Raw genomic sequence first — 25,572 nt, 5'->3', positions numbered from 1 at the left:
CGGCTGCGGCCACCTCCCGGCGTTTGTCTTTTTGGAGAACACCGCCATGACTAAAAACGATACGCAACAGACCTTGTTGGCGACGGCGCTTGCTGGCGCCCTCGTTTCTTTGAGCCCGGCGGTCAGCGCCGGTGGCATCCTTTTGTACGAGGTCGGCACAGCCGACGTCGGCCTTGCCGCTGCGGGCTATGCCGCTCGCGCGCAAGACGCATCCACGGTGCTGACCAACCCGGCCGGCATGACGCGGCTGAGCGGCAATCAAACCTCGCTGGGCGCGCAAGTGCTGCACGGCGATGTGGGTTTTTCGATCGGTGACGGGACCTCGGCCGCGCTGGGCAACAAGAGCGGCGGCAACCCGGTCGGCTGGTTTCCGGGCGGCGGTGCGTTCTACACACACAGCTTGTCGCCGGACTTGAAACTCGGCTTCGGCGTGACCGGCAACTTCGGCTCGGCCACCAAGTATGAGGACGGCTGGGTGGGCCGCTACCGCGCCCAAGAAGGCAAGCTGCTGGGCGTCTCGCTGCTGCCCTCGGTGGCCACGCGCATCAACGAGCAGCTGTCGCTGGGCGCCAGCTTGAACCTGATGTACGGCATGATGGACAACAAGGTGGCCGTCAACAAAATCATCGGCAGCGACGCCAGCCTGACCCTCAAAGACAATAGCTGGGGCGCGGGCGCCAACTTGGGGCTGATGTACGAAGTCGATGCCGGCCGACGTTTCGGGCTGACCTATACATCGCCGGTCAAGCTCAACTTCAAGGCGCAAGCGCAATGGAGCGATCTGGCACCCGGCGTGCGAGCACTGCTCAACGCCCGAGGCTTGCTGGACACGCAAGTCGATCTCGGCGTGACCGTGCCGCAAGGGTTGATGGCCAGCACCTACCAACAAATCGCAGCGGACTGGGCAATTCTGGGCAGCTTAGGTTGGCAGCAATGGTCGAAGTTCGGCGAGGCCGAAATCGGCATCGACTCCAACAACCCCGTCGGACTGTCGACCCAACTGCCCTTCAGAGACACCTGGCATCTGTCGGTCGGCACGCAGTACAAATGGTCGAATGCTTGGCTGCTGAATGCCGGCATAGGCTATGACTCGGGTTTTCAGAGGAATGGCCAAATTGCCTTGGCGCTGCCGGTCAATGCCACTTGGCGTTTCGGTGTCGGCGGCCAAAAGGAAGAATCGAGCAACTTCAATTGGGGTTGGAGCCTGGAGTACACGCCGCAAGGCACTTTGCGCAGCAATGCTCAGGGTGCGGTGCCCGTCGTTTTAGGTGGGCGTGGCAGCGTGATCGGCGAGTATAAAAAGGTGAACTTCATCTTCCTGGCGATGAATTTCAACTGGAAGTCTTGATCAACCGACATTAAAAAAGCCGCTCAGCGATGCTGGGCGGCTTTCAGTAATTCGGCAAATCAGTCAGCTGGCCAAAGGCTCAACTCACTCCCACTCGATCGTCGCCGGCGGCTTGCTCGACACGTCGTAGGTGACCCGGTTGATGCCGCGCACCTCGTTGATGATACGACCCGACACCTTCTTCAGCAGACCGTAAGGCAGCTCGGCCCAGTCGGCCGTCATGAAGTCGCTGGTCTGCACCGCGCGCAGCGCCACCACATAGTCATAGGTGCGGCCGTCGCCCATCACGCCCACGCTCTTGACCGGCAAGAAGACGGTGAAGGCCTGACTGGTCAGCTCATACCAGTTCTTGCCGGTGGCCTCGTCCTTCCAGCCGCGCAACTCTTCGATGAAGATCGCGTCCGCCCGGCGCAGCAGATCAGCATATTGCTGCTTGACCTCGCCGAGAATGCGCACACCCAGGCCCGGGCCTGGGAAGGGGTGGCGGTACACCATATCGGCCGGCAGGCCCAGCGCCACGCCTAAAGCCCGCACCTCGTCCTTGAACAACTCGCGCAGCGGCTCCAGCAGCTTCAGGCCCAATTGCTCGGGCAGTCCGCCGACATTGTGGTGGCTCTTGATCGTGGTCGCCTTCTTGGTCTTGGTGCCGCCGCTCTCGACCACATCGGGGTAGATGGTGCCTTGAGCTAACCATTTAGCGCCCTTGACATCGGAGTCGGCCGCCTTCAGCTTTGCAGCCTCGGCCTTGAACACCTCGACAAACTCACGGCCGATGATCTTGCGCTTTTGCTCGGGGTCAGTGACGCCCGCCAGATGGCCCAGGAACTGCGCCTCGGCCTGCACATGCACAACCTTGGCATGCAGTTTGCCGGCGAACATCTCCATCACCATCGCGCCCTCGTTCAAGCGCAGAAGGCCATGGTCGACGAACACGCAGGTCAGCTGATCGCCGATGGCGCGGTGGATCAGCGCCGCAGCGACCGAGGAATCAACCCCGCCGGATAGGCCCAGGATGACTTCTTCATCACCGACCTGCTCGCGGATCTTGGCGACGGCTTCTTCGATGTAGTCGCCCATGATCCAGTCGCCCTTGCAGCCGGCAATGTCGCGTACAAAGCGCGTCAGCAGCTCCTGGCCCTTGACCGTGTGCGTCACCTCGGGGTGGAACTGCACCGCGTAATAGCCTTTTTCTTCGTTCGCCATGCCGGCAATCGGGCAGCTCGGCGTTTCGGCCATCAGTTTGAAGCCGGGCGGCATCACGGTGACCTTGTCGCCATGGCTCATCCAGACCTTGAGCATGCCGTGGCCTTCCAGCGTGGCGTGGTCCTGGATGCCGTCAAGCAACCGGGTATGGCCATGGGCACGCACCTCGGCATAGCCGAATTCGCGGTGATCACTGGCCTCGACCTTGCCGCCGAGTTGCACGGCCATGGTGAACATGCCGTAGCAAATACCCAAGACCGGCACGCCCAGGTCCCACACAGCCTGCGGCGCGCGCAACTCATGGTCTTCATAGGTCGAGGCATGGCTGCCCGACAAGATGATGGCCTTGGGCGCGAATTCACGGATGAATTCATCGCTGACGTCATTCGGATGAATCTCGCAGAACACCGCCGCCTCGCGCACGCGGCGGGCGATCAACTGGGTGACTTGGGAGCCGAAATCGAGGATCAGGACTTTGTCATGCATATTCATCTCACTTCATCAAAATTTTTTCAAACAGTCACGGTCGCTGCGGGCCGCGTGCGCGCGAAATGGCGCCAGGCGAAAACGAGCGACAGCGCCTGCAAAGCGGCGCAGAAATAGAACGGTGCGCCGATGCGCCAATCACCTTGCGGCAATTCGGCGACGAAATAGATCAAGCCCGGCCCAACCACGGGCGCCAGCACCGCCATGATGCTGTTCAGCGAGGACACTGCGCCCATCGTTTCGCCTTGGGTCGAAGCGTCGGCAGCGTTCGAGATCAGACTTTGCATCGCGGCATTGACCGCAAAGCCCAAGAGGTTGAAGCCGATGATGGCGTACATCATCCAACCCGCCGTCGAAGCACCCCAGACAAAATTCGTCACCGTGCTGGACAGCAGACCCAGCACGACCAGGCGTTGCGGCGAGAAAATCTTCAACAGCTTCGGCAGCAAAAAGCCCTGCACCAGCACCGACATCACGCCCACTGCGAACAGCGACCAGCCGTTCTCCTTGGGGCCCCAGCCGAATTTGAAATGGGTGTAAAGCACCCAACTGGACTGCAAAATCATTTGCGCCAGACCCGACAAGGCGATCACAAACACCAAGGGGCCGACGCCCTTCAAGCTGCTGAGTTTCTTCAGTGAGTTGACCGGATTGGCGCGCCGCCACGTGAAGGGCCGGCGGTTCTCGGGTTTGAGCGATTCGGGCAGGACGAAAAAGCCATAGCACCAGTTGATCAGCGCCAGCGTGCCGGCCACATAAAACGGCAGGTGCAGGTCGATATCACCCAGAATGCCGCCCATCACCGGGCCGAGGATGAAACCCATGCCGAAGGCCGCGCCCAGCATGCCGAAGCGCTTGGCGCGCTCATCCGGCGCGCTGATGTCGGCCACATAGGCATTGGCGACCGAGGCATTCGCCTGCATCGCGCCGCTGACCACCCGCACCGCGACCAGCATCCACAAGGCGGTGGCCATGGCCGTGACGAAAAAGCTCAGCGCCAGACCGCAAAAGCCGATCAACATCACCGGCCGACGGCCATAGCGATCAGACAAGGCACCAAGAATCGGCGAGCCGATGAAGTTGGCGAAGCCAAAAGCAAAGGCCACCATCAAATAAGCCAGCGTGTGATTGGCAGCCGAACTGGTAAAACTGCCGACCAGTGGCGGCAAGACCGGGATGATCAGGCCGATCGAGATCATGTCGATCAACACCGCCACCATGATGAAACCCATGCCGGCGGATCTACCCTTGGCCACCCTGCTTGGCTCTGTCTCGCTGCTCAATCGAATTCCTTGCTGCTACTCAATGTGAAAAAGGGGCCGAGGCCCCTTTCTTCATGCCGACTACTCGGATCTGTAGTTCGGCGACTCTTTGGTGATCTGCACATCGTGGACATGGCTTTCGCGCATGCCCGCCGAGGTGATCTCGACGAACTCGCCCTTGTTCTGCATGTCTTCGATGGTGGCGCAGCCGCAGTAGTGCATCGACGCCTTGAGGCCACCTGCCATCTGGAAGATCACCTGCACCACCGAGCCCTTGTAAGGCACTTGGCCTTCGATGCCCTCAGGCACCAGCTTGGAGGTGTTGGGGTTGTTGGCCGAGGTGTCCTGGAAGTAGCGGTCGGCTGAACCCTTGGCCATCGCGCCCATCGAACCCATGCCGCGGTAGCTCTTGTAGCTGCGACCCTGATACAAGATCAGGTCACCGGGCGCCTCTTCGGTGCCGGCAAAAGCGCCACCCATCATCACGCAGTCGGCGCCAGCGGCAATCGCCTTGGCCAGATCGCCCGAGAAGCGCACGCCGCCGTCGGCAATCACCGGCACGCCGGTGCCGCGCAGAGCGGTGGCGACGTTGTCGATCGCGGTGATCTGCGGCACGCCCACGCCAGCGACGATGCGGGTGGTGCAGATCGAGCCGGGGCCGATACCGACCTTGACGCCATCGGCACCCGCCTCCACCAGCGCCAAAGCGGCTGCGGCAGTGGCGATATTGCCGCCGATCACGTCAACACCTGGGAACTTGTCCTTGACCCAACGCACGCGCTCCAGCACACCAGCGCTGTGGCCATGGGCGGTGTCAACGATCAAGGCGTCGACGCCGGCCTTGACCAGCATGGTCACGCGCTCTTCGGTGTCGTCGCCAAAGCCGACCGCAGCACCGACGCGCAGCTTGCCGTGCGAATCACGCGCCGCGAGCGGGAAGCTAGTTTGCTTGGTGATGTCTTTGACCGTCATCAGGCCGCGCAACTCGAAGGCCTCGTTGATGACGACCACGCGCTCGAGCTTGTGCTGGTGCATCAAGGCCTTGGCCTCTTCCAGCGAGGCGCCTTCCTTGACGGTGACCAACTTGGATGCAGGCGTCATCATCTGGCTGACGGCCAGATCCATGCGCGTCTCGAACCGGACGTCGCGGCCGGTCACGATGCCGACCACCTTTTTGCCATCCAGCACCGGGAAGCCCGACACGCCGTGCAGGCGCTGCAACTCGATCACTTCGCGCACCGTAGTGCTTGGCGTGATCGTGAAAGGCTCGAGCACGATGCCCGACTCATAGCGCTTGACGCGAGCGACTTCGATCGCTTGCTGCGCTGCAGTCAGGTTCTTGTGCACGATGCCGATGCCGCCCTCTTGCGCGATGGCGATGGCCAAACGCGCTTCCGTGACCGTATCCATGGCGGCTGACACCAGGGGCAGGTTGAGGCGGATATTGCGGGACAGCCGGGTGGCTAAACTGGTGTCGCGAGGCAAGACTTGCGAGAACGCTGGCACCAAGAGGACATCATCAAAGGTGAGCGCTTTGCCGAGTAGGCGCATAGGGGAAGCTCCAGACGCAAAGCGGCATTATACGGAAGGCGCGCAAGGCACCCATCCAAGTGCGGCCAGGGCTACACTCAAAACATGCAAAAACTAAAGCTCAGCGCTGAGCCCACGCGCACCCTCTCGAGCAACTTTAGGCGTCACACCTTGCGCTTCAGCCTGCTCGGCATGCTGGTGCTTTGTGCTGCAGGCCCGGTACAGGCCCAGTGGAAATGGCGCGACGCCAGCGGCAAGCTGCAGTTCAGCGACCTGCCGCCGCCGCAAGGCACGGCCGAGAAAGACATCTTGCAGCGCCCCAAGAATCAGCAGCAAGAACGCATCGTCATCGTGCCCTACGGCACCAGCAGTAGCGCCGCTAGCGCCCCGCTCCCAATGGCCAGCGGGCCGAGCAAGACCGACCTCGAGCGCCAAGCCCGCGAAAAACAAGAAGACAAAGACGCACAACGGCGCCAGCGAGAGAACGAAGCCAAGCTGGCCGAGCAGCGCCACGACAACTGCCTGCGGGCTCAGGAGAATATGAAGCTGCTGCAGGATGGCGTGCGGCTCACGCGCAATAACGACAAGGGAGAGCCCATCGTCATCGATGAAAACCAGCGCGCGGAAGAAATGCAGCGCACCCGCAGCATCATCAACAGCGAATGCCGCTGAAAGTAGCGGCCGCTAAAGCCCGATCTTGCCGCCCAAGGGGCGATGCCGCGAAGCAACCCGCTCTGGCGACTTACGAAAGCGCAGTCGCCGCGATTCTTTCGGATCCACCGTCAGGGGCCGGTAAACCTCGATCCGGTCGCGATCGCGCAGCGCCGTGCTCAAAGGCATCAAACGCCCCCAAACACCGATTTTCATTGCACCTAAGCCTGGCAGTTGATCGGCAAACTCAGGGCAGGCCCGCAGCGCCTGCTCTATCGTCGCGCCCTCAGCCATCTGCAGATATCGTTGTCTAACGTCACCCGCACTCGGACTCCAAACCAATTCAAGCTGCATGGTCAGCGCGCACCGTAAACCGCCTCGGCGCGTTGGACAAACCGCTCGACAAAGGTATTGGCGACGCGATCAAACACCGGGCTGACCACCGCCTCCAGCGCAACACTTGAAAACGCATAGCGCAACTCGAACTCGATCTTGCAGGCCAACTCGGATTCAGCGTTGCCACCCGGTTTGGTCAAAGGCACAAAGCGCCAGTCGCCGTCCAACATTGAAAAAGGACCGTCGACCAAGCGCATGCTGACGCGGCGGTCGGTTTCGTGACTGTTGCGGGTGGTGAAGGCGTGGCGCACGCCGGCGTAGGCCAGGGACAAGCGCGCCGTCACGCCGTCGTCCTGTTGCTCCAAGAGCTCAGCCCGCTCGCACCAGGGCAAGAACTCGGGATAGCGCTCAACGCCGACGACCAAGTCATACATCTCGCGGGGCGAGTACCAGAGCAGAACGGATTTTTTAACATGCTTCATACAATGGCGAGATTGTATTGGCGCGGGCGACTCCATTGACGCCCGCCCCGAGCCACCAAAAAAACAGAGCGCTATGTCCACTCCCAATTCGTCATTCAGGCCGCCGGCCAAAGCAAAGCCGGTCGTATCCAGCGCCCCGATCGCCGAGAACCGCCGCGCCCGCTATGACTATTTCATCGAAGAGCGGCATGAGGCCGGCATCGTGCTGGAGGGCTGGGAGGTCAAATCCATCCGTGCCGGCCAAGTTCAGCTGACCGACGGCTACGTGATGATCAAGGGCGGCGAGATGTATTTGATCGGTTGCCGCATCAACCCGCTGCGCAATGCGTCGACCCACATCAGCCCCTTGGCCGACCGGATCAAAAAACTCTTGCTCAAGGGCGAAGACATCCGCCGCTTGATTGGCAAGATCGAGCAAAAGGGCTTCACCCTGGTGCCGCTCAACCTGCATTTCAAAGGCAGCTACGTCAAAGTCGAAATCGGCCTGGCCAAGGGCAAGGCCGAACACGACAAGCGCAATACCGAGAAGAAGCGGGATTGGGAGAAAGAAAAGGGGCAGTTGATGCGGCATGCATCAAAGTCGAAGACCTAAGCTGCGAAGCAGATTAGCTGCCACTTTCGCCAAAAGGGGCAGTTGATGCGGCACGCCACCAAAGCCCCTTCCCGAGACTAAAGAATAGCCAGCGCCTGCGCCAGATCGGCGCGCAAATCGGCCTCGACCTCCAGGCCAATAGCGAAACGCACGACCACACCCTCGGCAAAGTGGCGACCCAGATTGCGGCTGCGACTCAAGTCATAGGGCACGGCCAAGCTCATCGGCCCGGCCCATGAGTAGCCGATGCCAAACAGCGCCAGCGCGTCGACAAAGGCGTCGACCTGACGCGCGCTGTACTCGGGCTTGAACACGGCCGAGAACAGGCATGCAGCGCCTGCGCAGCTGGTCTGTAGCCAATGCGCATGGCCAGGCGAGCCGGGCAGCGCCGGATGCAAGACCTGAGCAACTTGCGGCTGCGCCTGCATCCAGGCGGCCAAGGCGCGCGTTGTCGCGTCTTGCGCACGGTAGCGCAGTTCCAGCGTCGGCAGGCCGCGCAAGACCAGCTCCACATCGTTTTGACCCAGGCCATAACCGAGATGCTCGTGGGCATGGTTGAGGCGCTCATGCAGGCCTGAGTCTCGCGTGCAGACGGAACCCATCAAGACATCGGCGCCACCCGAGGCGTACTTGGTCAGGGCCTGTATCGACACATCCGCACCGACTCCGGGCGCAATCTCAAAGGGATTGAAGGCCACACCCGAGCCCCATGTGTTGTCCAGCGCCGTGATGACGCCCCCATGGGCTTTGCAAGCCGCCAGCAAACCCAGCAGGTCGGGGAACTCCAGCGTGATCGAGCCGGCCGCTTCCAGCCACACCAGCTTGGTCTGCGGCGTCAGCAGCGCCTTGAAGCCCGCCACATCAAGCGGGTCATAGAACTTGTAAGTGATGCCGAACTGCGGCAGCCAGGATTCGCTCAGGTAGCGGTTCTGACCATAGACGTTGTCAGGCACCAGCACCTCGTCGCCGGGTCGCAGCAGCCCCACGCTCACCAGCGTCACCGCCGCCAAGCCGCTGGGCACAAGCAGGCAGTGCTGCGCGCCTTCCAGGCTCGCAATGCGCGCCGCCAGGGTGTAGCTGGTCGGCGTGCCGTGCAGACCGTAGCGGTAGCTCTGGCCGTCGCGTGGGCGGTATTGATGCAGGTCAGCGGTATTCTTGAACAGCACCGTGGAGGCTTTGAAGACGCCGGGTGGGAACGCATTCCAGCCCTCGGGGGCATGGTAAGGGTGATGGATTTGATCCGTGGAGATGGCGCGTTTGCTCAAGTGAATACTCCGACCAGAAAAAAGAAAACGGGCCGCAGCCCGTTTGGGTTAAGAACAGCGACTAGATTGGCACGCCGATCAAGTCATGGCCTTCGGTCGCGACGATCTTCGCCTTGGTGAACTCACCCACCTTGAGCGTCTTGCTGGCCTTTTGCGGAGCGGCCAGGCGGACCGTGCCGTCGATCTCGGGCGCGTCGGCATAGCTGCGGCCGACACCGCCCTTGCGGCCCATGGCCGGGGCGGAATCAACCAAGACCTGCATGGTCGCGCCGATGCGCGAACGCAATTTGTCGATCGACACCGCTTCGGCGATTTGCATGAAACGCGCCTGGCGCTCTTCACGCACTTCTTGCGGCAGCGCACCGTCCAAGTCGTTAGCAGTGGCGCCCGTCACCGGCGAATAGGCGAAGCAGCCGGCACGGTCGATGCGCGCCTCAGTCATGAAGTCCAGCAAATACTGAAACTCGGCTTCGGTTTCGCCGGGGAAACCGGCGATGAAGGTTGAGCGGATGACGATGTCGGGGCAAATCTCGCGCCAGCGCAGGATGCGCTCCATATTCTTCTCGCCATTGGCCGGGCGCTTCATGCGCTTGAGCACGTCGGGGTGGGCATGTTGCAAAGGCACGTCCAGATAGGGCAGGATCAAACCATCGGCCATCAGCGGCAGCACCTCATCCACATGCGGATAAGGATAGACATAGTGCAGCCGCACCCAAGCGCCGTATTGCTTGGCCATCTCGCCCATTTGCGCAACCAGGTCATACATGCGGGTTTTGACCGGCTTGCCGTCCCAAAAACCAGTGCGGTATTTGACGTCGACGCCGTAAGCGCTGGTGTCCTGGCTGACCACCAGCAACTCCTTCACGCCGGACTCGAACAGCGCACGCGCTTCGTTCAACACATCGCCGATCGGGCGCGACACCAAGTCACCCCGCATGCTGGGGATGATGCAGAAGGTGCAGCGATGGTTGCAGCCCTCGCTGATCTTCAGGTAAGCGTAGTGTTTAGGCGTTAGCTTGATGCCTGCAATGCCACGCGACTCGGGCACCAGGTCGAGAAAGGGGTCATGCGGCTTGGGCACATGCAAGTGCACGGCGTCCATTACTTCTTGCGTCGCATGCGGGCCAGTCACGGCCAGGACGCTGGGGTGCATCTCACGCACCAAGCCGCCGGCATCCGGGCTGCTTGCACCCGCCTTGGCGCCCAAGCAGCCGGTAACGATGACCTTGCCGTTTTCAGCCAAGGCTTCACCGATGGTGTCCAGACTTTCGCGCACCGCGTCGTCAATGAATCCGCAGGTGTTGACGATCACCAAATCGGCGCCGGCAAAGGTCTTGGAGGTTTCGTAGCCTTCGGCCCGCAGCTGGGTCAGGATCAGCTCGGAGTCGGTCAGGGCTTTTGGGCAACCCAGTGACACGAAACCAATCTTGGGTGCAGCGGCAGCGGCGATACCGCTTGTGTTAATTGTGTTCATGCCGGGATTTTCGCTCATCCCGCAAAGACTCACCGCAATGCCGGCTGCAAAACTGCCCGCGCCCTACTTTTTAGGGAAACCTGGCAGCCCAGGAATACCGGGAAAGAGTGCCGAGGCCTGCTGAATTTGCTCCTGCATTTTTTCCTGCATCTGCGAAATCAAGGTCTTTGACTGCTCGGCATAGCCACCCAGCAAACCCTGCATCATCGGTGCCTGCGCACCCAGAAACTGAGTCCACAACTCGGGGCTGAAGGCCAGGCCCTTGCTCTGCTCGGCGAACTTGGTCTGCAAGTCGCCAAAACTCTGCACATTTTTTTCCAGATAGTCACCCATCACGCCCTGCATCGCATGGCCGTAAAAGCGAATGATCTGCTCAAGAGCGGCGGTGCTGAACATCGGTACACCGCCGGTTTCTTCTTCCAGAATGATTTGCAAGAGGATGCTGCGCGTCAGATCCTCACTCGTCTTGGCGTCACGCACCTCGAAAGCCTGGCCCGCGAACACCATTTTCTTGACGTCGGCCAAGGTGATGTAACTGCTGGTTTGAGTGTCATAGAGACGCCGGTTCGGGTACTTCTTGAGCACGCGAACGCCGCTGTTGTGCTCGGCGCCGGACTCAGGCGCCGCGCCTCCCGCGGCCTTTTTGCGGGCAGTAACCATGGACAACTCCTCTTCGATTCGGTTAGCAACAGCGCCTGCGGCGCCGCGCCTATTGCCCTCTGCCGAGCAGGGCTGTCAGTGCATCCATCAATATGTGCAGGTGCAACATTATTCTAGAAGACGCTCAGAGGCAGCCCGAAGGGGATTACCCCTTAGCCATGGCTTCTTGGCGCACAAGGTGAACCACGATAAGCAGTTGGCTTGGAGCAAGAGCATGGCCTGAAAGTGGGCCAAAAAGCAAAAAGCCCGACAGATCTGCGATCTACCGGGCTTCTTATTTCAACGTTACTTGAAGGTAACGCCTACCGTATTTGGTAGGCGCGATTGGACTCGAACCAACGACCCCCACCATGTCAAGGTGGTGCTCTAACCAGCTGAGCTACGCGCCTCAAGAGCTTCGCAGTATAGCCCGGTTTTCAGGGGTGCGCAAGAAAATTTTCAAATTCACTTCATTTTCTTCTGGCAGAGCGCACGCCGTTGACCGTGGCGACATGACGCAAGACCTGGGCCAAACGCCCTGAATCTGCCACTTCTACGGTGAAATGGGTCCAGCTGGTTTCGCTCCGCACCGCCCTGCCAGCGTTCTTGGCCGCTTGCGTGTTCACGGCCACCACATTCATCTTCTCTTTCGAAAAGACTTCCAGCACATCGCGCAGCAGGCCTTGGCGCTCACTGGCCTCCACGACCACGTCTACCGGGTACTGCGCCGCACCGCGCCCCTTGGCATCAAGCTCATTGGGTCGCCCCCCCCACTCCACCTCGATCACGCGTTCGCCGGCCAAGGCCGCCATTTGCCTGAAATTGCTGCAATCGAGCCGGTGGATGGCCACGCCCTTGCCGCGCGTGACGTAACCGCCAATCGCATCGGGCGGCGCCGGCCGGCAACAACGCGCCAGATTGGTCAGCAAGGAGTCCACCCCCACCACCAACACACCGCCGCGCGGCGCGTTGGCGCCCGCCTTGCTGCGGCGCTGGGCCAAGAGCTCATCGTCATCGGGCTCGGGCACCGGCGGGCGCAGCAGCAGTTCGATATTACGCAGCGAGTATTCGTCTTTACCCACCACCTCAAACAAAGCGTCGGCATTCTTGAAGCCCAGCCGTCCGGCCAGATCCTCCAGCTTGACCGCCGTTTTACCCTCCCGCTGCAAAAGCTTTTCGACCGCCTCGCGGCCCCGTGCAGCGGTCTGGCGCTGCGCCATCGCGTTGAACCAGGCCCGCACCTTGGTGCGCGAACGCTGGCTTTGCAGAAAACCCAGCTCGGCGTTGAGCCAATCCAGCGACGGCCCGCCCTCTTTAGCCGACGTCACCTCGACTGTCTGCCCGCTCTTGAGAGGGGTGTTGAGCGGCACCATCACGCCGTCCACCTTGGCACCCCGGCAACGGTGGCCCAGATCGGTATGCACGGCGTAGGCAAAGTCAACCGGCGTAGCGCCGGCCGCCAACTCGACGATCGAGGCCTGCGGCGTGAACACATAAATGCGGTCATCGAAGACCGTGGCCGAGTCAGCGCCGGCGTCGGCTGTTGCAGCCGCACCTGCTGCTGCCCCTGCGGCGACCGATGCGTCACCCTCAACGAAGTCGCGCTCCCAAGCCAGCAGTTGACGCAGCACCGCCTTGCGGGCCTGTGCCACTTGCTCCTCAAAGTCGCCTGCCGCGCTGACGCCGGCATAGCCTCGCGCCCCGGCCTCCTTGTAGGCCCAGTGCGCAGCCACGCCATGCTCGGCATGCTCATGCATAGCGGCCGTGCGGATTTGCACTTCCATCGCCCGGCCGTCCGCACCCAGCACGACGGTGTGCAGCGATTGATAGCCGTTGGGCTTGGGCCGGGCGATGTAGTCGTCGAACTCACCATCGACCGGCGTGTACAGCTCATGCAGGCGGCTCAACACTGCATAACAGTCCGCCACAGCGGGTACGACCACGCGCAACGCGCGCAGGTCGAACACCCGCTCCAGTTGCAAACCCTTGCCCTGCATTTTTTTGTGAATGCTGTAGAGATGCTTGGGCCGGCCCTGCACCTGCGCCTCAATGCCCAGCGTCAGCAGGTCCGCCTGCAGCGCAGCGCGAGCGGCTTCAATGCTTTGCTCACGGCCCAGCCGCTTCTCGTCCAGCGCGCGCGCCAGTTCCCGGTAGGCTTGCGGCTGCAGAAAGCGAAAGGACAAATCCTCCAGCTCCCATTTGATCTGCCAAATGCCCAAGCGATTGGCCAAGGGCGCAAACACCTGCAGTGACTCGGCCGCCAGACTTCCCGGGCAAGCCTGCTTTGACGACGCAAAAAATCGCAGAGTCTGCAAGCGCGATGCCAGCCGCAAGAGCACCACCCGCAGATCGCGGGAGAAAGCCAGCAGCATCTTGCGGACTCGTTCGGTTTGCTCGGCCCGGGCGGCGGCGTCGACCCGCGCCTCGCGGGCTGCGCGCTGAATCTGCACCAGCTTGCGCGTGTGCATGACCAAGCTGGCATAGGACTCGCCAAATGCCTTGCTGACCAACTCTTCGGGTCGAGCCAGATAGTCACCCGCGTAAACCAGGTAGGAGGCCGCCTGCATGGCCGGCGCAGCGCCGATGCCGGCCAAAATCGCGGCCACACCGTCGGCATGGCCCAAGGCCTCTTCGCCGGTGTCCAACAACTGACCCGTCAGCAAAGGCTCCGCAAAAGCCCGTGCTCTGGCCACGGTGTCCAGCGGAGTGATGCCTGTCGCTGGCGCACCCCCGACCGGCGTCAACTCAAGCGCCGGCGAGGCCTCCAGCAAACTGACGATCGCTGCGGTCTGCGCCTGCCCGCTCTGTGAACCCGTCTTCATACCGCTCCCAAAAACTCCCGCACGACCTCGATTTGATCGGCTTGTACCAGCGTCGGCGCATGGCCCACGCCGGCAAACTCATGCAGCCGCGCGCGCGGCCCGCGCTGGGTCATGGCCTGCGCAGTGGCGCTGGACAGCAAATCGGACTCGGCGCCGCGCAGCAGCAGGGTCGGGCAAGTTAGGCTGTCGTAGGCTTGCCAGAGTGCCGCCGTGCCGGCCTCGGCCGCCTCGCGCGAGACTTGCGCGAAAGGTGCGGCCAGTTGCGGGTCGTAATGCAGTCGCACACCGCCTTCCACACCGTCACCACCAGCGCCACTTTCAACAGGCTTGAACATAGGCGCCGAAAGCGCCGCCCATTGCGCCGCGCTATGCGGGCCGAAACCTGGCGAAATGCTGGCCAAATAGGCTGCGCCCTGCTCCTGCGAATCGAAACGCATGTGCTGCCCGAGATAGCTGCCAATACGCTGCAAGGCCTCGAAACCCAGTTCCGGACCCACATCATTCAAGACCATGCGGCGTACCAGGCTGGTCGCCACGCCGGATGCACCTGCTGCGCCCGACAATGCCGGCAAGGCCGCCAATCCCATGCCGATCAGCCCACCCATCGAAGTGCCGACCCAATCGACCTGCTCCACATCCAAGCGCGCCAGCAGCACCACCATATCCGCCACATAGGTGGGGATCTGGTAGCCAAAGGCCTGAGGCAGCCAGTCCGAACGCCCTCGGCCGGCCACGTCGGGGCAAATCACCCGGTGGCTCTCGCTCATGCGACGCGCCAAGGTATCGAAGTCACGCCCCTGACGGGTCAGGCCGTGCACACAGACCAGAACCGGGGCTTGCGCGCCAGCTGCGCCCACACAAGCCCATTCCCAATAAGCCATGCGGCGCAGCCCTGCACTCCCCAGGCATTGCACGTACTTCAGTTGCGGTTCTGTCATTTTTGCTGTCCTCCTCGGCTCATCCTAACAAGGCACTTGATGCGACGCTCAAGGCGCCGTCATCACCACCGAGCCATTCACCGTCACGCTGACCGAGGCCTTGCCCGCCTCCACCGGCAAGGCCTCGTCGGCTGACGCTGCCATCGCCTTGAAACGCATGGGCGGCGCGGCCATAGGCATATTGCCGGGGTCGGCGCTGTTAACGCTGACCTCTCCGATCGAGTAACCATTGAATCCAAACTGCCGCGCGTAGTCAGCCGCGCGCGCCTTGAAGCGGGCAATCGCCTGCGCTGTCACATCGCCCTCGACCTTCTCGCGCTGCTCCTTGGACAGGCTGTATCCAACACGGGCGATGCTCATGGTGTTGATGCGGCCACTCAGCTGCGCGATCGCGGCAGCATCCTTGCCCTCCACCAGCAACTCGGCCGAGCCCTGCCAGCCATTGATGCCGCCCTTAGCCGCATAGCGGGGGTAGAGCGAGAAGTTGCCGGTTTGCACCTCCACCTGACCCGGCTTGGCAATCTTGCGCGCCTCCGTCAGGGCAGCCTCCAGCGCCTGCTTCAGCTGCGTCTGCACCGTCGCCGCATCCGAGCCCTCTTTACTGGTCGAAAAGACGATGCCCAGCACATCACGGGTGACTTCAACACTGGCGCTGGCTGTCAGGTTGAGCCGGTCTCTGGGCAAAGCATCGCTTGCCGCAAAAGCGCCACCGGCCAGGGACAACAAGCCAAGACAAATGATTGCTTTCATGAAACTCCAATTTTTGAAGACGCACACTGAGCGCCCCAGGGCGCGCAGCATTGCACGGAATCGAGCCCGGGCCAGGCCCGAGATGTTAATGAACTGTAACGAGCTGTCAGTGCGGTGCCAAAACAGACCAAAACGCACTCACAATGAGCTTGTTACAAATCAGGATCAACCCGGACTAACCAGGACTCACGGCCATGACCAGCACGCCCCCCACGCGGCCTAATCGCATTTTGATCGTCGATGACGACGCTCGCATCCGCGACCTGCTGCGCCGCTATCTGAGCCAAGAAGGGTTTGAAGTCTTGCTGGCCGAAGACGGCCGCGCCCTCACCAAGCAGCTCAGCCGCGAGACGGTCGATCTGATCGTGCTCGACTTGATGCTGCCAGGCGAAGACGGCCTGACGATCTGCCGCCGGCTGCGCGCCGGCAATGACCTGACGCCCATCATCATGCTGACGGCCAAGGTCGAGGATGTGGACCGCATCGTGGGCCTGGAGGTCGGAGCCGATGATTATTTGTCCAAGCCCTTCAACCCGCGCGAGCTGCTGGCGCGCATCAACGCGGTGCTGCGCCGTCGCCCCGTGATGGAGGCACCGGGCGCCCCATCCAAAGAAGCGATGACGGTCAACTTTGGGCCCTTTGAATTCGACTTGGCCCTGCGCCGGCTGTCGCGGGACGGCGAGGCGCTGCCCTTGACGACCGGAGAATTTTCGATGTTGAAGGCCTTGGTGCGCCACCCGCGCCAACCGCTGACCCGCGACAAGCTGGCCCAACTCGCACGCGGCCGCGACTTCGAACCCTTTGACCGCAGCCTCGATGTGCAGATCTCTCGCCTGCGCAAATTATTGGAGACCGACCCGGCTCAGCCACGCTATATCCAAACCGTCTGGGGCGTGGGTTATGTGTTTGTGCCGGACGAAACGGCCTAGGGTTCTTCGCTAAAACCAAGTCTACTTAAGCCGTGCCACGCCCCCAGCTCGCGCTGAATCTGTTCTGGCGCACTTTTGCGCTCTTGGCCCTGCTGCTGGCCGGTGGGGTGCTGGCTTGGCAACAAACATTCAAAGTCTTGGAGGCGGAGCCGCGCGCGCTCGAGGCGGCGCAGCAGTTGGCCGGCTTGGTCAATCTGAGCCGGGTCGCGCTGGCCGACACCGACAGCATCAACCGCGTTGCCGTCCTGAGCTCATTGGCACGCAGCGAGACGGTGCAAGTGCGCGTGGCCGAGGCGCATGACCGCTGGCAGCCCTACGACAGCTCGGACTTCGCCAAGCAGCTCGCTGCCGAGATGCGCGGCCGGCTTGGGCCCGATACCGTGGTGGCGCGCAGCGTCAACGGCACGCCCGGCCTGTGGGTGCGCTTCAACATTGGCCAGGACGCCTATTGGCTGCAAACCAGCGCACGGCCCTTCAGCATCGCCAATTCGACCAATAGCTGGTGGTTGCTGATTGCCCTGATCGGTACGGTGCTGGGATCGGCGGCCATCACGCGCCTGATCAACCAGCCGCTGCGAGATCTGAGCCTGGCGGCGCACCGCATCCGCGAGGGCGAGTACGACTCGGTGCTGGATGAAAGCACCCGCACCAGCGAGATCCGCGACGTCAATATGGGCTTCAACCGGATGGCACGCGAGCTCGCCAAGATGGAAGAAGACCGCACGGTCATGCTGGCCGGCATCTCGCATGACTTGCGCACGCCACTGGCCAGGCTGCGGCTGGAGGCCGAAATGAGCGTGCCGGACGAGCAAGCGCGCCAGTTCATGGCGCAAGACATCGATCAGCTCGACGCCATCATCCACAAGTTCATGGACTATGCCCGCCCTTCGGAGCTGCAGTTACAGCCGCTGCTGCTGGGCGAAGTGGTGGACCGGGTGGCCCAGGGCTTTCGCGAACCCCAGCAGATCCGGATTCAAAACGGGGTGCAGTCTGACTTCAAGGTTTGGGCCGACGACACCGAGCTGGGCCGCGTGCTGCTGAATCTGTTCGAGAACGCCCGCCGCTACGGCCGGGCCGACGATGGCCCTGCGCAAGTTGAAGTAACAGCCAGCATCAGCGGCAACTGGGTGCATCTGCTGGTGCGCGACCATGGAAACGGGGTGCCCTCGGACAAATTGGCCAAGCTGACCACGCCATTTTTTCGCGGCGACGCCGCCCGCACCGCCGCCAATGGCGCGGGCTTAGGCCTGGCCATCGTTGAAAAATCGGTGCAGCGCCTGGGCGGCCAGCTGGAAATAGGCAATGCCGAGGGCGGCGGCCTTTTCGCGGTGATCAAGTTGCAAAAGGCCAGCTAAGGTTAGGCTAAACCCGCAGGCGTTTGGCTGGATGGCAGCAGCATGGGCGCTGCGGTGGGCGGCCCCTTTGCTTCGGTCCTGGGCGTTGAGGAGCTCGCAGCCTTTGCACGTGCCTCCGATTGGGACGCTATTTTGGCTGACCGCTCGCCGCGCCGCGAGCTGAGCTTTCAGCGCCGCGAGGATGACCGCTTGGTGGCATCCAGAATTGACTTCGGCGTCAACTTTAAGGGCCTGACGCTGCCGCCCGCTGCGGCCGGCAACAGCACCTTGTAATTCACCCTGACACGCCTGGCCCCCAGGGCGCCAAGAGCGAGCAAGGTCTGCAATAGTTGCCACTGCCGTTTCGAGCCCTCGCCACCGATTTGCTGGACGGGCGGCTGGTCACCCTGAGCGATCAAGCGCTGTTCCTGGCCATGCGGGCCTCGATGGCGGTACCGGACTTGTTCTCGCCGTTGCGGGTTGACGGCCAGCGGTTTCTTGGCCGTGGACACACGCCTAGGCCCCTTCTACCTGGCCTACGGCGGCACGCACGATGGCGACAAAGTTTCAATTTCCGAACCCTCTGATAGCGAAAGCCAATACTTGGGCCGACCTGTTTGGCGCAAGCCGAGTGGCTGCCGACACTTTGAGCCCCTATGTCAACGCGCAGGATGTGGGCGCCTATCGACGCACTGGATTGCGATTCATACCGATGTCGCCGCAGACCGTAAGGTCAACTACTACAAAGCACTCGAGGTACGCGCCAAGGGCTCAGACACACCGACCTTGGTCAAGTCCATATCGACCAACGATGTGGACCAGTTGGTGTTGGGCGAGCTCTGAGACCGCTGGTTTGCACAGGCAAGTAGCACGTTAGGCCTCCTGAGGGCGCAAATTTCGCCACCTCTGAGGGGCGGCTGGCAAGGGCTCGCGAACTGCGCAACACTGCAGCGCGTCCACCCAAACCACCACGCCAACAGCCCCTACCGGGGCATAAAGATCGGAGCGACTTGCGATGAAAGCGAACCTGAAATCCATTTCCTGCCTGCTGTGCCTGAGCGCCAGCGCACTCATTTTGAGCGCCTGTGGGAGCAGCAGCGACCCTGAGCCGAAGCCGGAGCCCAAAACCGCGTCCATCAACAGCGCCAACTACAGCGACGTCTTGGGGATCGCGGCAGGCAGTACAGACCAAAGCGAGGGTTTGATCAGGGCCGGCTTGGCGCCCATTGCCGTCGGCTTCACTCAAACCCAGCCGGGCAGCCTGGCCTGTGTCGATGGCGGCAGCCTTGATTTGAGCATTGCAGACAAGCTGCGGACCTACACAGCCGTGAATTGCAAGACCGGACCGGTGTTCATTGCCTCGGGCACTTTGACAGAAAGCGTTGACAGCCCCGACGGCCTGAGCCGCAGCGTCAAGATCAAAGATCTGAACCTGCGCACCGGCGACACCGATCTGACCATGCAGAAGGTCAACGGCGACCTGAAGGTCAGCGTCAAGGCCGACGGCACACCGGTGAGCGCCATCATCGACCTCAGCGTGCTCCGCAATGCCCGCACCGACACTTTTGCCCTTACGCTGGACGCCAGCGGCAATCTTATGGTCGTGATCGACACTTCGCGCTTCCCGCAAAAACTGGTGATCACCGGCGACGCCAAGACCAATAGCGTCAAGATCAGCAGCCGGGGCGACGGCTCTTCATTGACGGCCATAGAAAGCGCCGATGGCAAAACCTATATCTTGGAGCTGCGCGAGCCCGGCAACGCCACGCCGGTCTTGACCAAGACCATCACTGCGGCCGAGCTAGAAGCCTGGGTAAAGAAGGCTCTGTAAATAGCCCCAGCGGCATTCAGAACAGGGCCCCTGCAGCGCATGGCGCGGCAGGGGCCCTGTCAATGTTTCGGCGCTCAGCCCTTGGCCAACAGACAAACCGCCTGCGCCTCGATGGCCTGACACCCGCCGACCGGACCCATCTTCTCGGCCGTCTTGGCCTTGACATTGATCTGCCCAATCTCCAGGCCTAACACCTCGGCCAAGCGGGCTCGCATCAGGGGAATGTGGGGCGCCATCTTGGGCGCTTGGGCCTTGATGGTGCTATCGATATTGACGATCTGCCAGCCCTCAAGGCGCACGCGCCGGTAAGCCTCGGCCAGCAAGACCATCGAATCGGCACCTTTGAACTCGGCCGCCGTGTCGGGAAAAAGCTTGCCGATATCGCCCAAAGCCGCTGCGCCCAGCAGCGCATCGGTGATTGCATGCGCGAGCGCGTCGGCGTCCGAATGACCCAGCAGGCCATGGGTATGCGGGATGGTGACGCCGCCCAGCACCAGGGGCCGGCCCAGCACCAAAGCATGGGTGTCCCAACCTTCGCCGATTCGGAATGGGCAGGGCATCGGGCTGTGCGGAGGTAAGGCAGGAGTTTGAGTTTGTGTCATGGCGTTGGTGGGAGCTAAGGCAGCGAGCCTAGATCAAAAACGCCGCGAGCTTAGCGCGGATTTACACAAAGCTGCGCTACGCTCGCGGCCTTGCCCATCTGCTGACCATGCCTGCATCAAATTTTCAAACCTGCCTCAAGCTGGCCACAAGCCGGCGGCGGCAATGCGTTCTCCTTTTCGTTGCGTCTGCACTGGCGCTGAGTACCGGCACTGGCTTCGCTCAAGAAGAAGCCGCTGCGCAGGCTGCGCCTGTGGAAGCGCTCAAACGCCCCAAGATCGGCTTGGTGCTGTCCGGCGGCGGCGTGCGCGGCCTGGCCCATATCGGGGTGCTGCGGGTGCTGCAAGAGCTGCATGTGCCGGTGGACGTGGTGGTGGGCACCAGCATGGGCGCGGTGGTGGGCGGCGCTTTCGCCTCGGGGCGCAGCATCGAGGAGCTGGAGAACTTTGTTCAGGGCACCGACTGGCCGGCGATTCTTGCGGACCGCCCGCCGCGCCAATCCCTGAGTTTTCGCCGACGCGAGGAGGACCAGTTGCTGCCCTCTCGCATCGAGCTGGGATTGCACCGCGCTACCGGCGTCAGCTTGCCCCCTTCGGCAGCGGGAAACAGCGCCTTGGAATTTGCGCTGGAGCGCCTGGTGCCGCCCGCGCAAGCCGAAGCGCCGATCAGCCAACTGAGCCTGCCCTTTCGCGCCGTGGCCACCGACTTGCTCAGCGGCGACATGCTGGAGATGATTGACACGCCGCTGTTCCTGGCCATGCGCGCTTCGATGGCGGTGCCCGGCGTGTTCACCCCGGCGCGCATCAATGGCCGGCAGGTTGTGGACGGCGGCCTGGTGCGCAATCTACCGATCGATATCGCCCGCAAAATGGGCGCCGAGATCATCATCGCGGTCAATGTGGGCTCACCGCTGCTGGAAGAACGCGAGATCAACAGCGCGGTCGGCGTAGCCAACCAGATGCTGCAGATTCTGACCAATCAAAACGTCGCCCAATCGTTGCGAGGGCTGCGTCCCGACGATGTCTTGATCGACCCCGATCTGGGCAATATCGCCTTCATGGACTTCGGTCGCCACCAGGAAGCGGTCGCCTCCGGTCAGCGGGCTGCATTTGCCTCGCATGAGCGTCTGCGCGAGCTGGCCATACCGCCCGAGGTTTACGCTGCACTGGAATCCAGGCGGCAGCAAACGGCTGAAGCGGCAAACCCCAGCAAGCGCCTGCCCTTGGCCAGCCTGGAGATTCGCGGCACGCAGCGCAGCAACCCTGCAGCATTGAAGGCCGAAATCGACTTGCCGCTGGGAGAGCCGGTCAGCGTCGGCGACATTCAAAAAGCCAGCGCGCAGCTCTATGGGCGCGGCGACTTCGAGCGTATTGACGCGCAGATCAGCGACGAAAAAGGCCAACGCCAGGTCACCCTCAACGTCAGTGAAGCCGACTGGGCCAGCAGCCGCCTCAGAGTGGGACTGGAGCTCTACAGCGACTTTGATGACGCCAATCGTTTCACGGTGCGGCTGATGCATGTGTGGACCTGGCTCAACCCATGGGGCGCCGAGCTGCGCACCAATGCCAGCATCGGCGACAAGCGCTGGCTGGGCACGGAGTTGTTTCAACCCTTGGGTGCCGGCTCACCCTGGTTCCTGAGCACCGAAGCGCATTACCGGGCTGGCAGCATTGACCAATACAGCAGTCTGGGTTTGCGTACCGCTAGGGTGAGCGCCAATGGCGCGGAGGTCTCGGTGGCTTTGGGCCGGCAGCTCTCCAATTGGGGCGATGTGCGCCTTGGCGTAGGCAAGCTGCGGGAAAGCGCCAGGCTGACGATTCCCGAGCCTCAGAATGCCGAGCAACTGAACGGCTACTACTCGCACCGATTCATGGAGATCCGGACCGACACCTTGGACTCCTTGGCCTTCCCGACCCGGGGCCTGCTGTTTGGTCTCAGCTTGGAGGAGTACCGAAACCGCGACAAGGAGTCAGTAGGCAAGGTGGAGTTGCGCGGCCTGAGCGCCTTCCGCTGGGGCCAGTGGGCCGGCCATGTGTATGGCGAAGTGGCCTCCTCGTCGATCGGCACGACCGGAGATTTGGGCGGATTCTTGCGCCTCTCCGGCTCGCCTCAAGGCTCATTGAGCGGCCGGGCCGTGGCGATGACGCGCCTGGTGATGGCGCGCAATATTGCACAGATGCCGGTCGGCTTGGGCGGTGCAATTCGCGCCGGCTTCTCGCTGGAAGCGGGATCAATCTTGCGCGCCAGCGACAACAGCTTGTTCGCCTTTGCCTTGCCCGAATCCAAGCTGGCCGCCAGCGGTTTTCTGTCCTTGGACACCCGATTTGGCCCCTTCTACCTGGCGGCGGGCAGCACCTATCAGGGCAGATCTTCGCTGTATCTGTTCCTTGGGCCAATCTGGTAATCAATCGGCTGTTCGGCGCATCGCGGTGAACTGAGCAAACTCCCAGGAACGCAGACCCAGCAGCAGCGTGAAGCCGTCACGCTCGCTGGCCTGCAGGCGCTGATCGTCCTGGTGCAAGCGCGCCAACTCGGCGGCCAATTGGCGGATTTTCTGAACCAACTCCTGCGCGCTCGGGTTGGACAGGCGCCCATGCACGCACAGCAAGGCTTCGCCGGGCGCATCAAAACGTCCGCCGAAGTAATCATCCACCACATGCTTGCGGAAGAACTGCTGCACCGGCCCATCCGCGATCCAGCGGAACGCAATCGACACCCGCATGCGGTAGCGGTTCATCGCCTTCAGCTCGATCAGTTCCAGTCGGTCGAGTTTGACTAAATAGCCGATGCACTCGGTCTCGCTGATCGCATAGACCTCGATGATCTGCGCCAGCGTCCAGTGGCCCAGGCAGCAAATCGCAACCAGCAGCAGCTTGGGGTCACGCACCAATGAGCGCTCTTGATCGAGCGTCAGCGTGTCGGCATGGGGCGCGCAATCGGCCGCCTGGCGCAGCACATCTTCCATCGCCACGCCGACCGCCTTGCAGATTTGCTCCAGCCGGCTCAGGCTCATATCGCCTTGCGAAAACACCCGCTTGACGCTGGACTCGCTCATGCCCAATCGCAGCGCCAACTGCTTGTAGGTCATGTCGGCGGCGCGCATTTCGCTGCGCAGCACTTGAATCAGAATTTCCGGACTGCTCATACACCCTCCCAGGCTCGGCTTATTTGGTGGCGAATATTAATACCAAACAGAGATAAAAACCCTAGAAGTCCCGAAAATCAATGAGCCCAGCCCTCAAGACCTCGTGCTGAGCAAGCGTTCGGCCAGCGCGAAGTCCTCGGGCCAAGTCACCTTGAAGTTCTCGATCGAGCATTCGACCAACAAGGGGCTGTGGCCCAAGGCCTCGACCGCACTGGCCTCGTCGGTGATGGATTCGCCTGCATGAGCCAGCGCCGGAATCAAGAGACCGAGGCGGAACATCTGCGGCGTTTGCGCCGCCCATTTCTCGGCCCGCGAGATGGTTGATGCAACCCTGCCTTGGTTTGATGCCTTCAAGGTATCGGCCAAGGGCTGAGCCAGCAAACCACCCACTTCATCGACTTCGCAGGCTTTGATCAAACGCTCGACCCATTCGGGGCGCAGCAAGCAACGCGCCGCGTCATGCACCAGCACCCAGTCATGCGGCTGGGCACCGCGCGCCAGTAGTTCACGCAAGCCATTGGCGACCGTCTCGGCCCGGCTGGCGCCGCCGCAGCGCGCCAGCCAACTCGTTTCACCGACAAACTCGGGCAGCGCCGCTTCGAACATATTGTCATCCGGCGCCAGCACCACCAGCGTGGCGGCAAGACCCGGCACCTGCGCCAAGGCGCTCAAGGTATGCGCCATCATCGGACGCCCGGCCAGCGCCACATATTGTTTGGGTCCCTCGGCGCCTGAGCGGCTGCCGATGCCTGCGGCCGGCACCAAGGCATAACAGCGAGGCTGCACGCCCACCGTGTAATTGTTCTGGCTCATCATCGCTTCATTCTAGGGTGGCGCTCTAAAATGCCCGGCTCCATGCAGATCCAAGACCTACGCCAGCGCCTGCGCGCCCTTGGCGCCAAACCCGAACACGAACAACGCGTCTTGCGCGACTGGGTGCAAGTGCGCGTGCGCGACAGCGGCCGGCGGCGCCCCGGCAACTACTTGCCGCTGGCCTTGCGCGAAGCCTTGCCGGCCATTGAGGCCGAGTTGGCGGGCCTGACCCGCTTGATCTCCAGCCACCCCGGCGAGGACGGCTCGGCGCGCCTGCTGGTGGGCTTGCAGGACGGCCAAACGGTCGAGTCTGTGCTCTTGCCGCGCGACGGCCTGTGCGTGTCGTCCCAGGTGGGCTGCGCGGTCGGCTGCGTGTTTTGCATGACCGGACGGGACGGCTTGATTCGCCAAGTCTCCAGCGCCGAGATCGTCGCCCAAGTGACCTTGGCACGGACCCTGCGGCCGGTCAAAAAAGTCGTCTTCATGGGCATGGGCGAGCCGGCGCACAACCTCGACAACGTGATCGAGGCGATCAACTTGCTCGGCAGCGAAGGCAATATCGGCCACAAGAACCTGGTCTTCTCCAGCGTCGGCGACCCGCGCATCTTCACGCGCTTGGCCGAGGGGCCGGTCAAGCCGGCCCTGGCCCTGTCGCTGCACACCAGCAAGGCAGAGCTGCGCGAACGCCTGCTGCCGCGCGCGCCGCGCCTGACGCCGGATGAACTGGTCGAGCTCGGCGAAACCTATGCGCGCGCGACCGGTTACCCGATCCAATATCAGTGGACGCTGCTGGACGGCATCAATGACAGCGCCGAGGAACTCGATGGCATCGTGCGGCTGCTCAGCGGCAAGTACGCGCTCTTGAACATGATTCCCTACAACACCATCCCGGACCTTGCCTTCAAGCGGCCGAGCTGGGAAAAGGCCGCGGCCATCGCTCGCCACCTGCACCAGTGCGGCATTCTGACCAAGTTGCGCGACTCAGCGGGGCAGGATGTGGACGGCGGCTGCGGGCAGCTGCGCGCGCGGGCGCAAACCGACAGCATCCCGGTCAAGATCCACCCCCGGCGACCCCACAACTGAGTCGGCGCGCGGCGCTTGCCTACAATCACCGCAGCCCCACTCCGGGGCTGTTCCCATTT

The 25,572-nt window shown here is 62.3% G+C and carries 23 protein-coding genes and 1 tRNA gene; 9 read left to right on the top strand and 15 right to left on the bottom strand.

Annotated elements, in window-relative coordinates:
- Nucleotides 1-46 precede the first annotated feature (46 nt).
- On the top strand, nt 47-1,348 hold the full coding sequence (locus LNV08_RS02450) for an OmpP1/FadL family transporter (RefSeq protein ID WP_263532055.1): 1,302 nt from the start codon (nt 47-49) through the stop codon (nt 1,346-1,348).
- A gap of 84 nt (nt 1,349-1,432) precedes the next feature.
- Here the strand turns inward: LNV08_RS02450 and guaA are convergent, their stop codons facing one another.
- Genes guaA through guaB form a run of 3 tightly spaced genes read right to left on the bottom strand, consistent with a single transcriptional unit; the run spans nt 1,433 to nt 5,850 of the window.
- Nucleotides 1,433-3,037 (bottom strand): glutamine-hydrolyzing GMP synthase, encoded by a 1,605-nt coding sequence (guaA, locus tag LNV08_RS02445; protein WP_263532054.1) that lies wholly within the window; start codon nt 3,035-3,037, stop codon nt 1,433-1,435.
- Between the two features lie 26 nt (nt 3,038-3,063).
- Entirely contained in the window at nt 3,064-4,320 is a 1,257-nt protein-coding gene (locus LNV08_RS02440; RefSeq protein WP_263532053.1) for an MFS transporter, read from the bottom strand.
- 60 nt (nt 4,321-4,380) lie between these two features.
- On the bottom strand, nt 4,381-5,850 hold the full coding sequence (gene guaB / locus LNV08_RS02435) for an IMP dehydrogenase (protein ID WP_263532052.1): 1,470 nt from the start codon (nt 5,848-5,850) through the stop codon (nt 4,381-4,383).
- 84 nt (nt 5,851-5,934) lie between these two features.
- On the opposite strand from guaB, the gene LNV08_RS02430 reads away from it, so the two are divergent.
- Nucleotides 5,935-6,501, top strand: a complete 567-nt coding sequence (locus LNV08_RS02430) for a DUF4124 domain-containing protein (RefSeq protein WP_263532051.1) — start codon at nt 5,935-5,937, stop codon at nt 6,499-6,501.
- Between the two features lie 12 nt (nt 6,502-6,513).
- On the opposite strand, the gene LNV08_RS02425 is transcribed toward LNV08_RS02430, so the two are convergent.
- Nucleotides 6,514-6,834 carry an RnfH family protein gene (locus tag LNV08_RS02425; RefSeq protein ID WP_263532050.1) on the bottom strand — a complete coding sequence of 107 codons (321 nt, stop codon included), beginning with the start codon at nt 6,832-6,834 and terminating at the stop codon, nt 6,514-6,516.
- A gap of 2 nt (nt 6,835-6,836) precedes the next feature.
- On the bottom strand, nt 6,837-7,298 hold the full coding sequence (locus LNV08_RS02420) for a type II toxin-antitoxin system RatA family toxin (protein ID WP_263532049.1): 462 nt from the start codon (nt 7,296-7,298) through the stop codon (nt 6,837-6,839).
- Between the two features lie 73 nt (nt 7,299-7,371).
- Here LNV08_RS02420 and smpB point away from each other — a divergent pair, with 73 nt between their 5' ends.
- Nucleotides 7,372-7,890 carry an SsrA-binding protein SmpB gene (smpB, locus tag LNV08_RS02415; RefSeq protein ID WP_263532048.1) on the top strand — a complete coding sequence of 173 codons (519 nt, stop codon included), beginning with the start codon at nt 7,372-7,374 and terminating at the stop codon, nt 7,888-7,890.
- A 77-nt stretch (nt 7,891-7,967) separates the two neighbouring features.
- On the opposite strand, the gene LNV08_RS02410 is transcribed toward smpB, so the two are convergent.
- The 7 genes from LNV08_RS02410 to LNV08_RS02380 all read right to left on the bottom strand — a co-directional run bounded on the left by LNV08_RS02410 (nt 7,968) and on the right by LNV08_RS02380 (nt 15,778).
- Nucleotides 7,968-9,155, bottom strand: a complete 1,188-nt coding sequence (locus LNV08_RS02410) for a PLP-dependent transferase (RefSeq protein WP_263532047.1) — start codon at nt 9,153-9,155, stop codon at nt 7,968-7,970.
- A gap of 61 nt (nt 9,156-9,216) precedes the next feature.
- Complete coding sequence (rimO, locus tag LNV08_RS02405; RefSeq protein WP_263532046.1) at nt 9,217-10,629, bottom strand: 30S ribosomal protein S12 methylthiotransferase RimO; 1,413 nt, start codon at nt 10,627-10,629, stop codon at nt 9,217-9,219.
- Between the two features lie 63 nt (nt 10,630-10,692).
- Nucleotides 10,693-11,289, bottom strand: a complete 597-nt coding sequence (phaR, locus tag LNV08_RS02400) for a polyhydroxyalkanoate synthesis repressor PhaR (RefSeq protein ID WP_263532045.1) — start codon at nt 11,287-11,289, stop codon at nt 10,693-10,695.
- Nucleotides 11,290-11,601: 312 nt separating this feature from the next.
- Nucleotides 11,602-11,678 (bottom strand) — tRNA-Val (locus LNV08_RS02395).
- A gap of 60 nt (nt 11,679-11,738) precedes the next feature.
- Entirely contained in the window at nt 11,739-14,090 is a 2,352-nt protein-coding gene (locus LNV08_RS02390) for a RelA/SpoT family protein (RefSeq protein ID WP_263532044.1), read from the bottom strand.
- Complete coding sequence (locus LNV08_RS02385) at nt 14,087-15,028, bottom strand: alpha/beta fold hydrolase (protein WP_263532043.1); 942 nt, start codon at nt 15,026-15,028, stop codon at nt 14,087-14,089. Before LNV08_RS02385 ends, LNV08_RS02390 begins: the two co-directional genes overlap by 4 nt.
- 48 nt (nt 15,029-15,076) lie before the next feature.
- Nucleotides 15,077-15,778 (bottom strand): SIMPL domain-containing protein, encoded by a 702-nt coding sequence (locus LNV08_RS02380; protein WP_263532042.1) that lies wholly within the window; start codon nt 15,776-15,778, stop codon nt 15,077-15,079.
- 194 nt (nt 15,779-15,972) lie between these two features.
- Between LNV08_RS02380 and ompR the strand changes: the two genes are divergently transcribed.
- The 4 genes from ompR (at nt 15,973) to LNV08_RS02360 (ending at nt 19,872) form a co-directional block, all read left to right on the top strand.
- Nucleotides 15,973-16,707: a two-component system response regulator OmpR gene (gene ompR, locus LNV08_RS02375; RefSeq protein WP_263532041.1), complete on the top strand. Its 735-nt coding sequence runs from the start codon at nt 15,973-15,975 to the stop codon at nt 16,705-16,707.
- Between the two features lie 32 nt (nt 16,708-16,739).
- Entirely contained in the window at nt 16,740-18,062 is a 1,323-nt protein-coding gene (locus tag LNV08_RS02370; RefSeq protein WP_263532040.1) for an ATP-binding protein, read from the top strand.
- 42 nt (nt 18,063-18,104) lie between these two features.
- A complete protein-coding gene (locus LNV08_RS02365) occupies nt 18,105-18,335 on the top strand; it encodes a hypothetical protein (RefSeq protein ID WP_263532039.1) in 231 nt (76 codons plus the stop codon).
- A 721-nt stretch (nt 18,336-19,056) separates the two neighbouring features.
- Nucleotides 19,057-19,872, top strand: a complete 816-nt coding sequence (locus tag LNV08_RS02360; RefSeq protein ID WP_263532038.1) for a hypothetical protein — start codon at nt 19,057-19,059, stop codon at nt 19,870-19,872.
- Nucleotides 19,873-19,946: 74 nt separating this feature from the next.
- Here LNV08_RS02360 and ispF read toward each other — a convergent pair whose 3' ends face one another.
- Nucleotides 19,947-20,432, bottom strand: coding sequence for a 2-C-methyl-D-erythritol 2,4-cyclodiphosphate synthase (ispF, locus tag LNV08_RS02355; RefSeq protein ID WP_263532037.1), 486 nt, complete (start codon nt 20,430-20,432; stop codon nt 19,947-19,949).
- 149 nt (nt 20,433-20,581) lie between these two features.
- Between ispF and LNV08_RS02350 the strand changes: the two genes are divergently transcribed.
- A complete protein-coding gene (locus LNV08_RS02350; protein ID WP_263532036.1) occupies nt 20,582-22,876 on the top strand; it encodes a patatin-like phospholipase family protein in 2,295 nt (764 codons plus the stop codon).
- Here LNV08_RS02350 and LNV08_RS02345 read toward each other — a convergent pair whose 3' ends face one another.
- Nucleotides 22,877-23,617, bottom strand: a complete 741-nt coding sequence (locus LNV08_RS02345) for a helix-turn-helix domain-containing protein (protein ID WP_263532035.1) — start codon at nt 23,615-23,617, stop codon at nt 22,877-22,879.
- A gap of 93 nt (nt 23,618-23,710) precedes the next feature.
- Nucleotides 23,711-24,433, bottom strand: a complete 723-nt coding sequence (gene ispD / locus LNV08_RS02340; protein WP_263532034.1) for a 2-C-methyl-D-erythritol 4-phosphate cytidylyltransferase — start codon at nt 24,431-24,433, stop codon at nt 23,711-23,713.
- A gap of 39 nt (nt 24,434-24,472) precedes the next feature.
- Here ispD and LNV08_RS02335 point away from each other — a divergent pair, with 39 nt between their 5' ends.
- The gene (locus LNV08_RS02335) at nt 24,473-25,513 is read left to right on the top strand and encodes an RNA methyltransferase (protein WP_263532033.1); all 1,041 of its coding nucleotides are present in this window, start codon (nt 24,473-24,475) and stop codon (nt 25,511-25,513) included.
- Nucleotides 25,514-25,572 lie beyond the last annotated feature (59 nt).

This window comes from Paucibacter sp. TC2R-5, from assembly GCF_025717605.1.
Lineage (GTDB): Bacteria > Pseudomonadota > Gammaproteobacteria > Burkholderiales > Burkholderiaceae_C > Paucibacter_A > Paucibacter_A albus.
The sequence above is the reverse complement of the archived record's forward strand: the minus strand, read 5'-3'. Positions and strand labels throughout refer to the sequence as shown.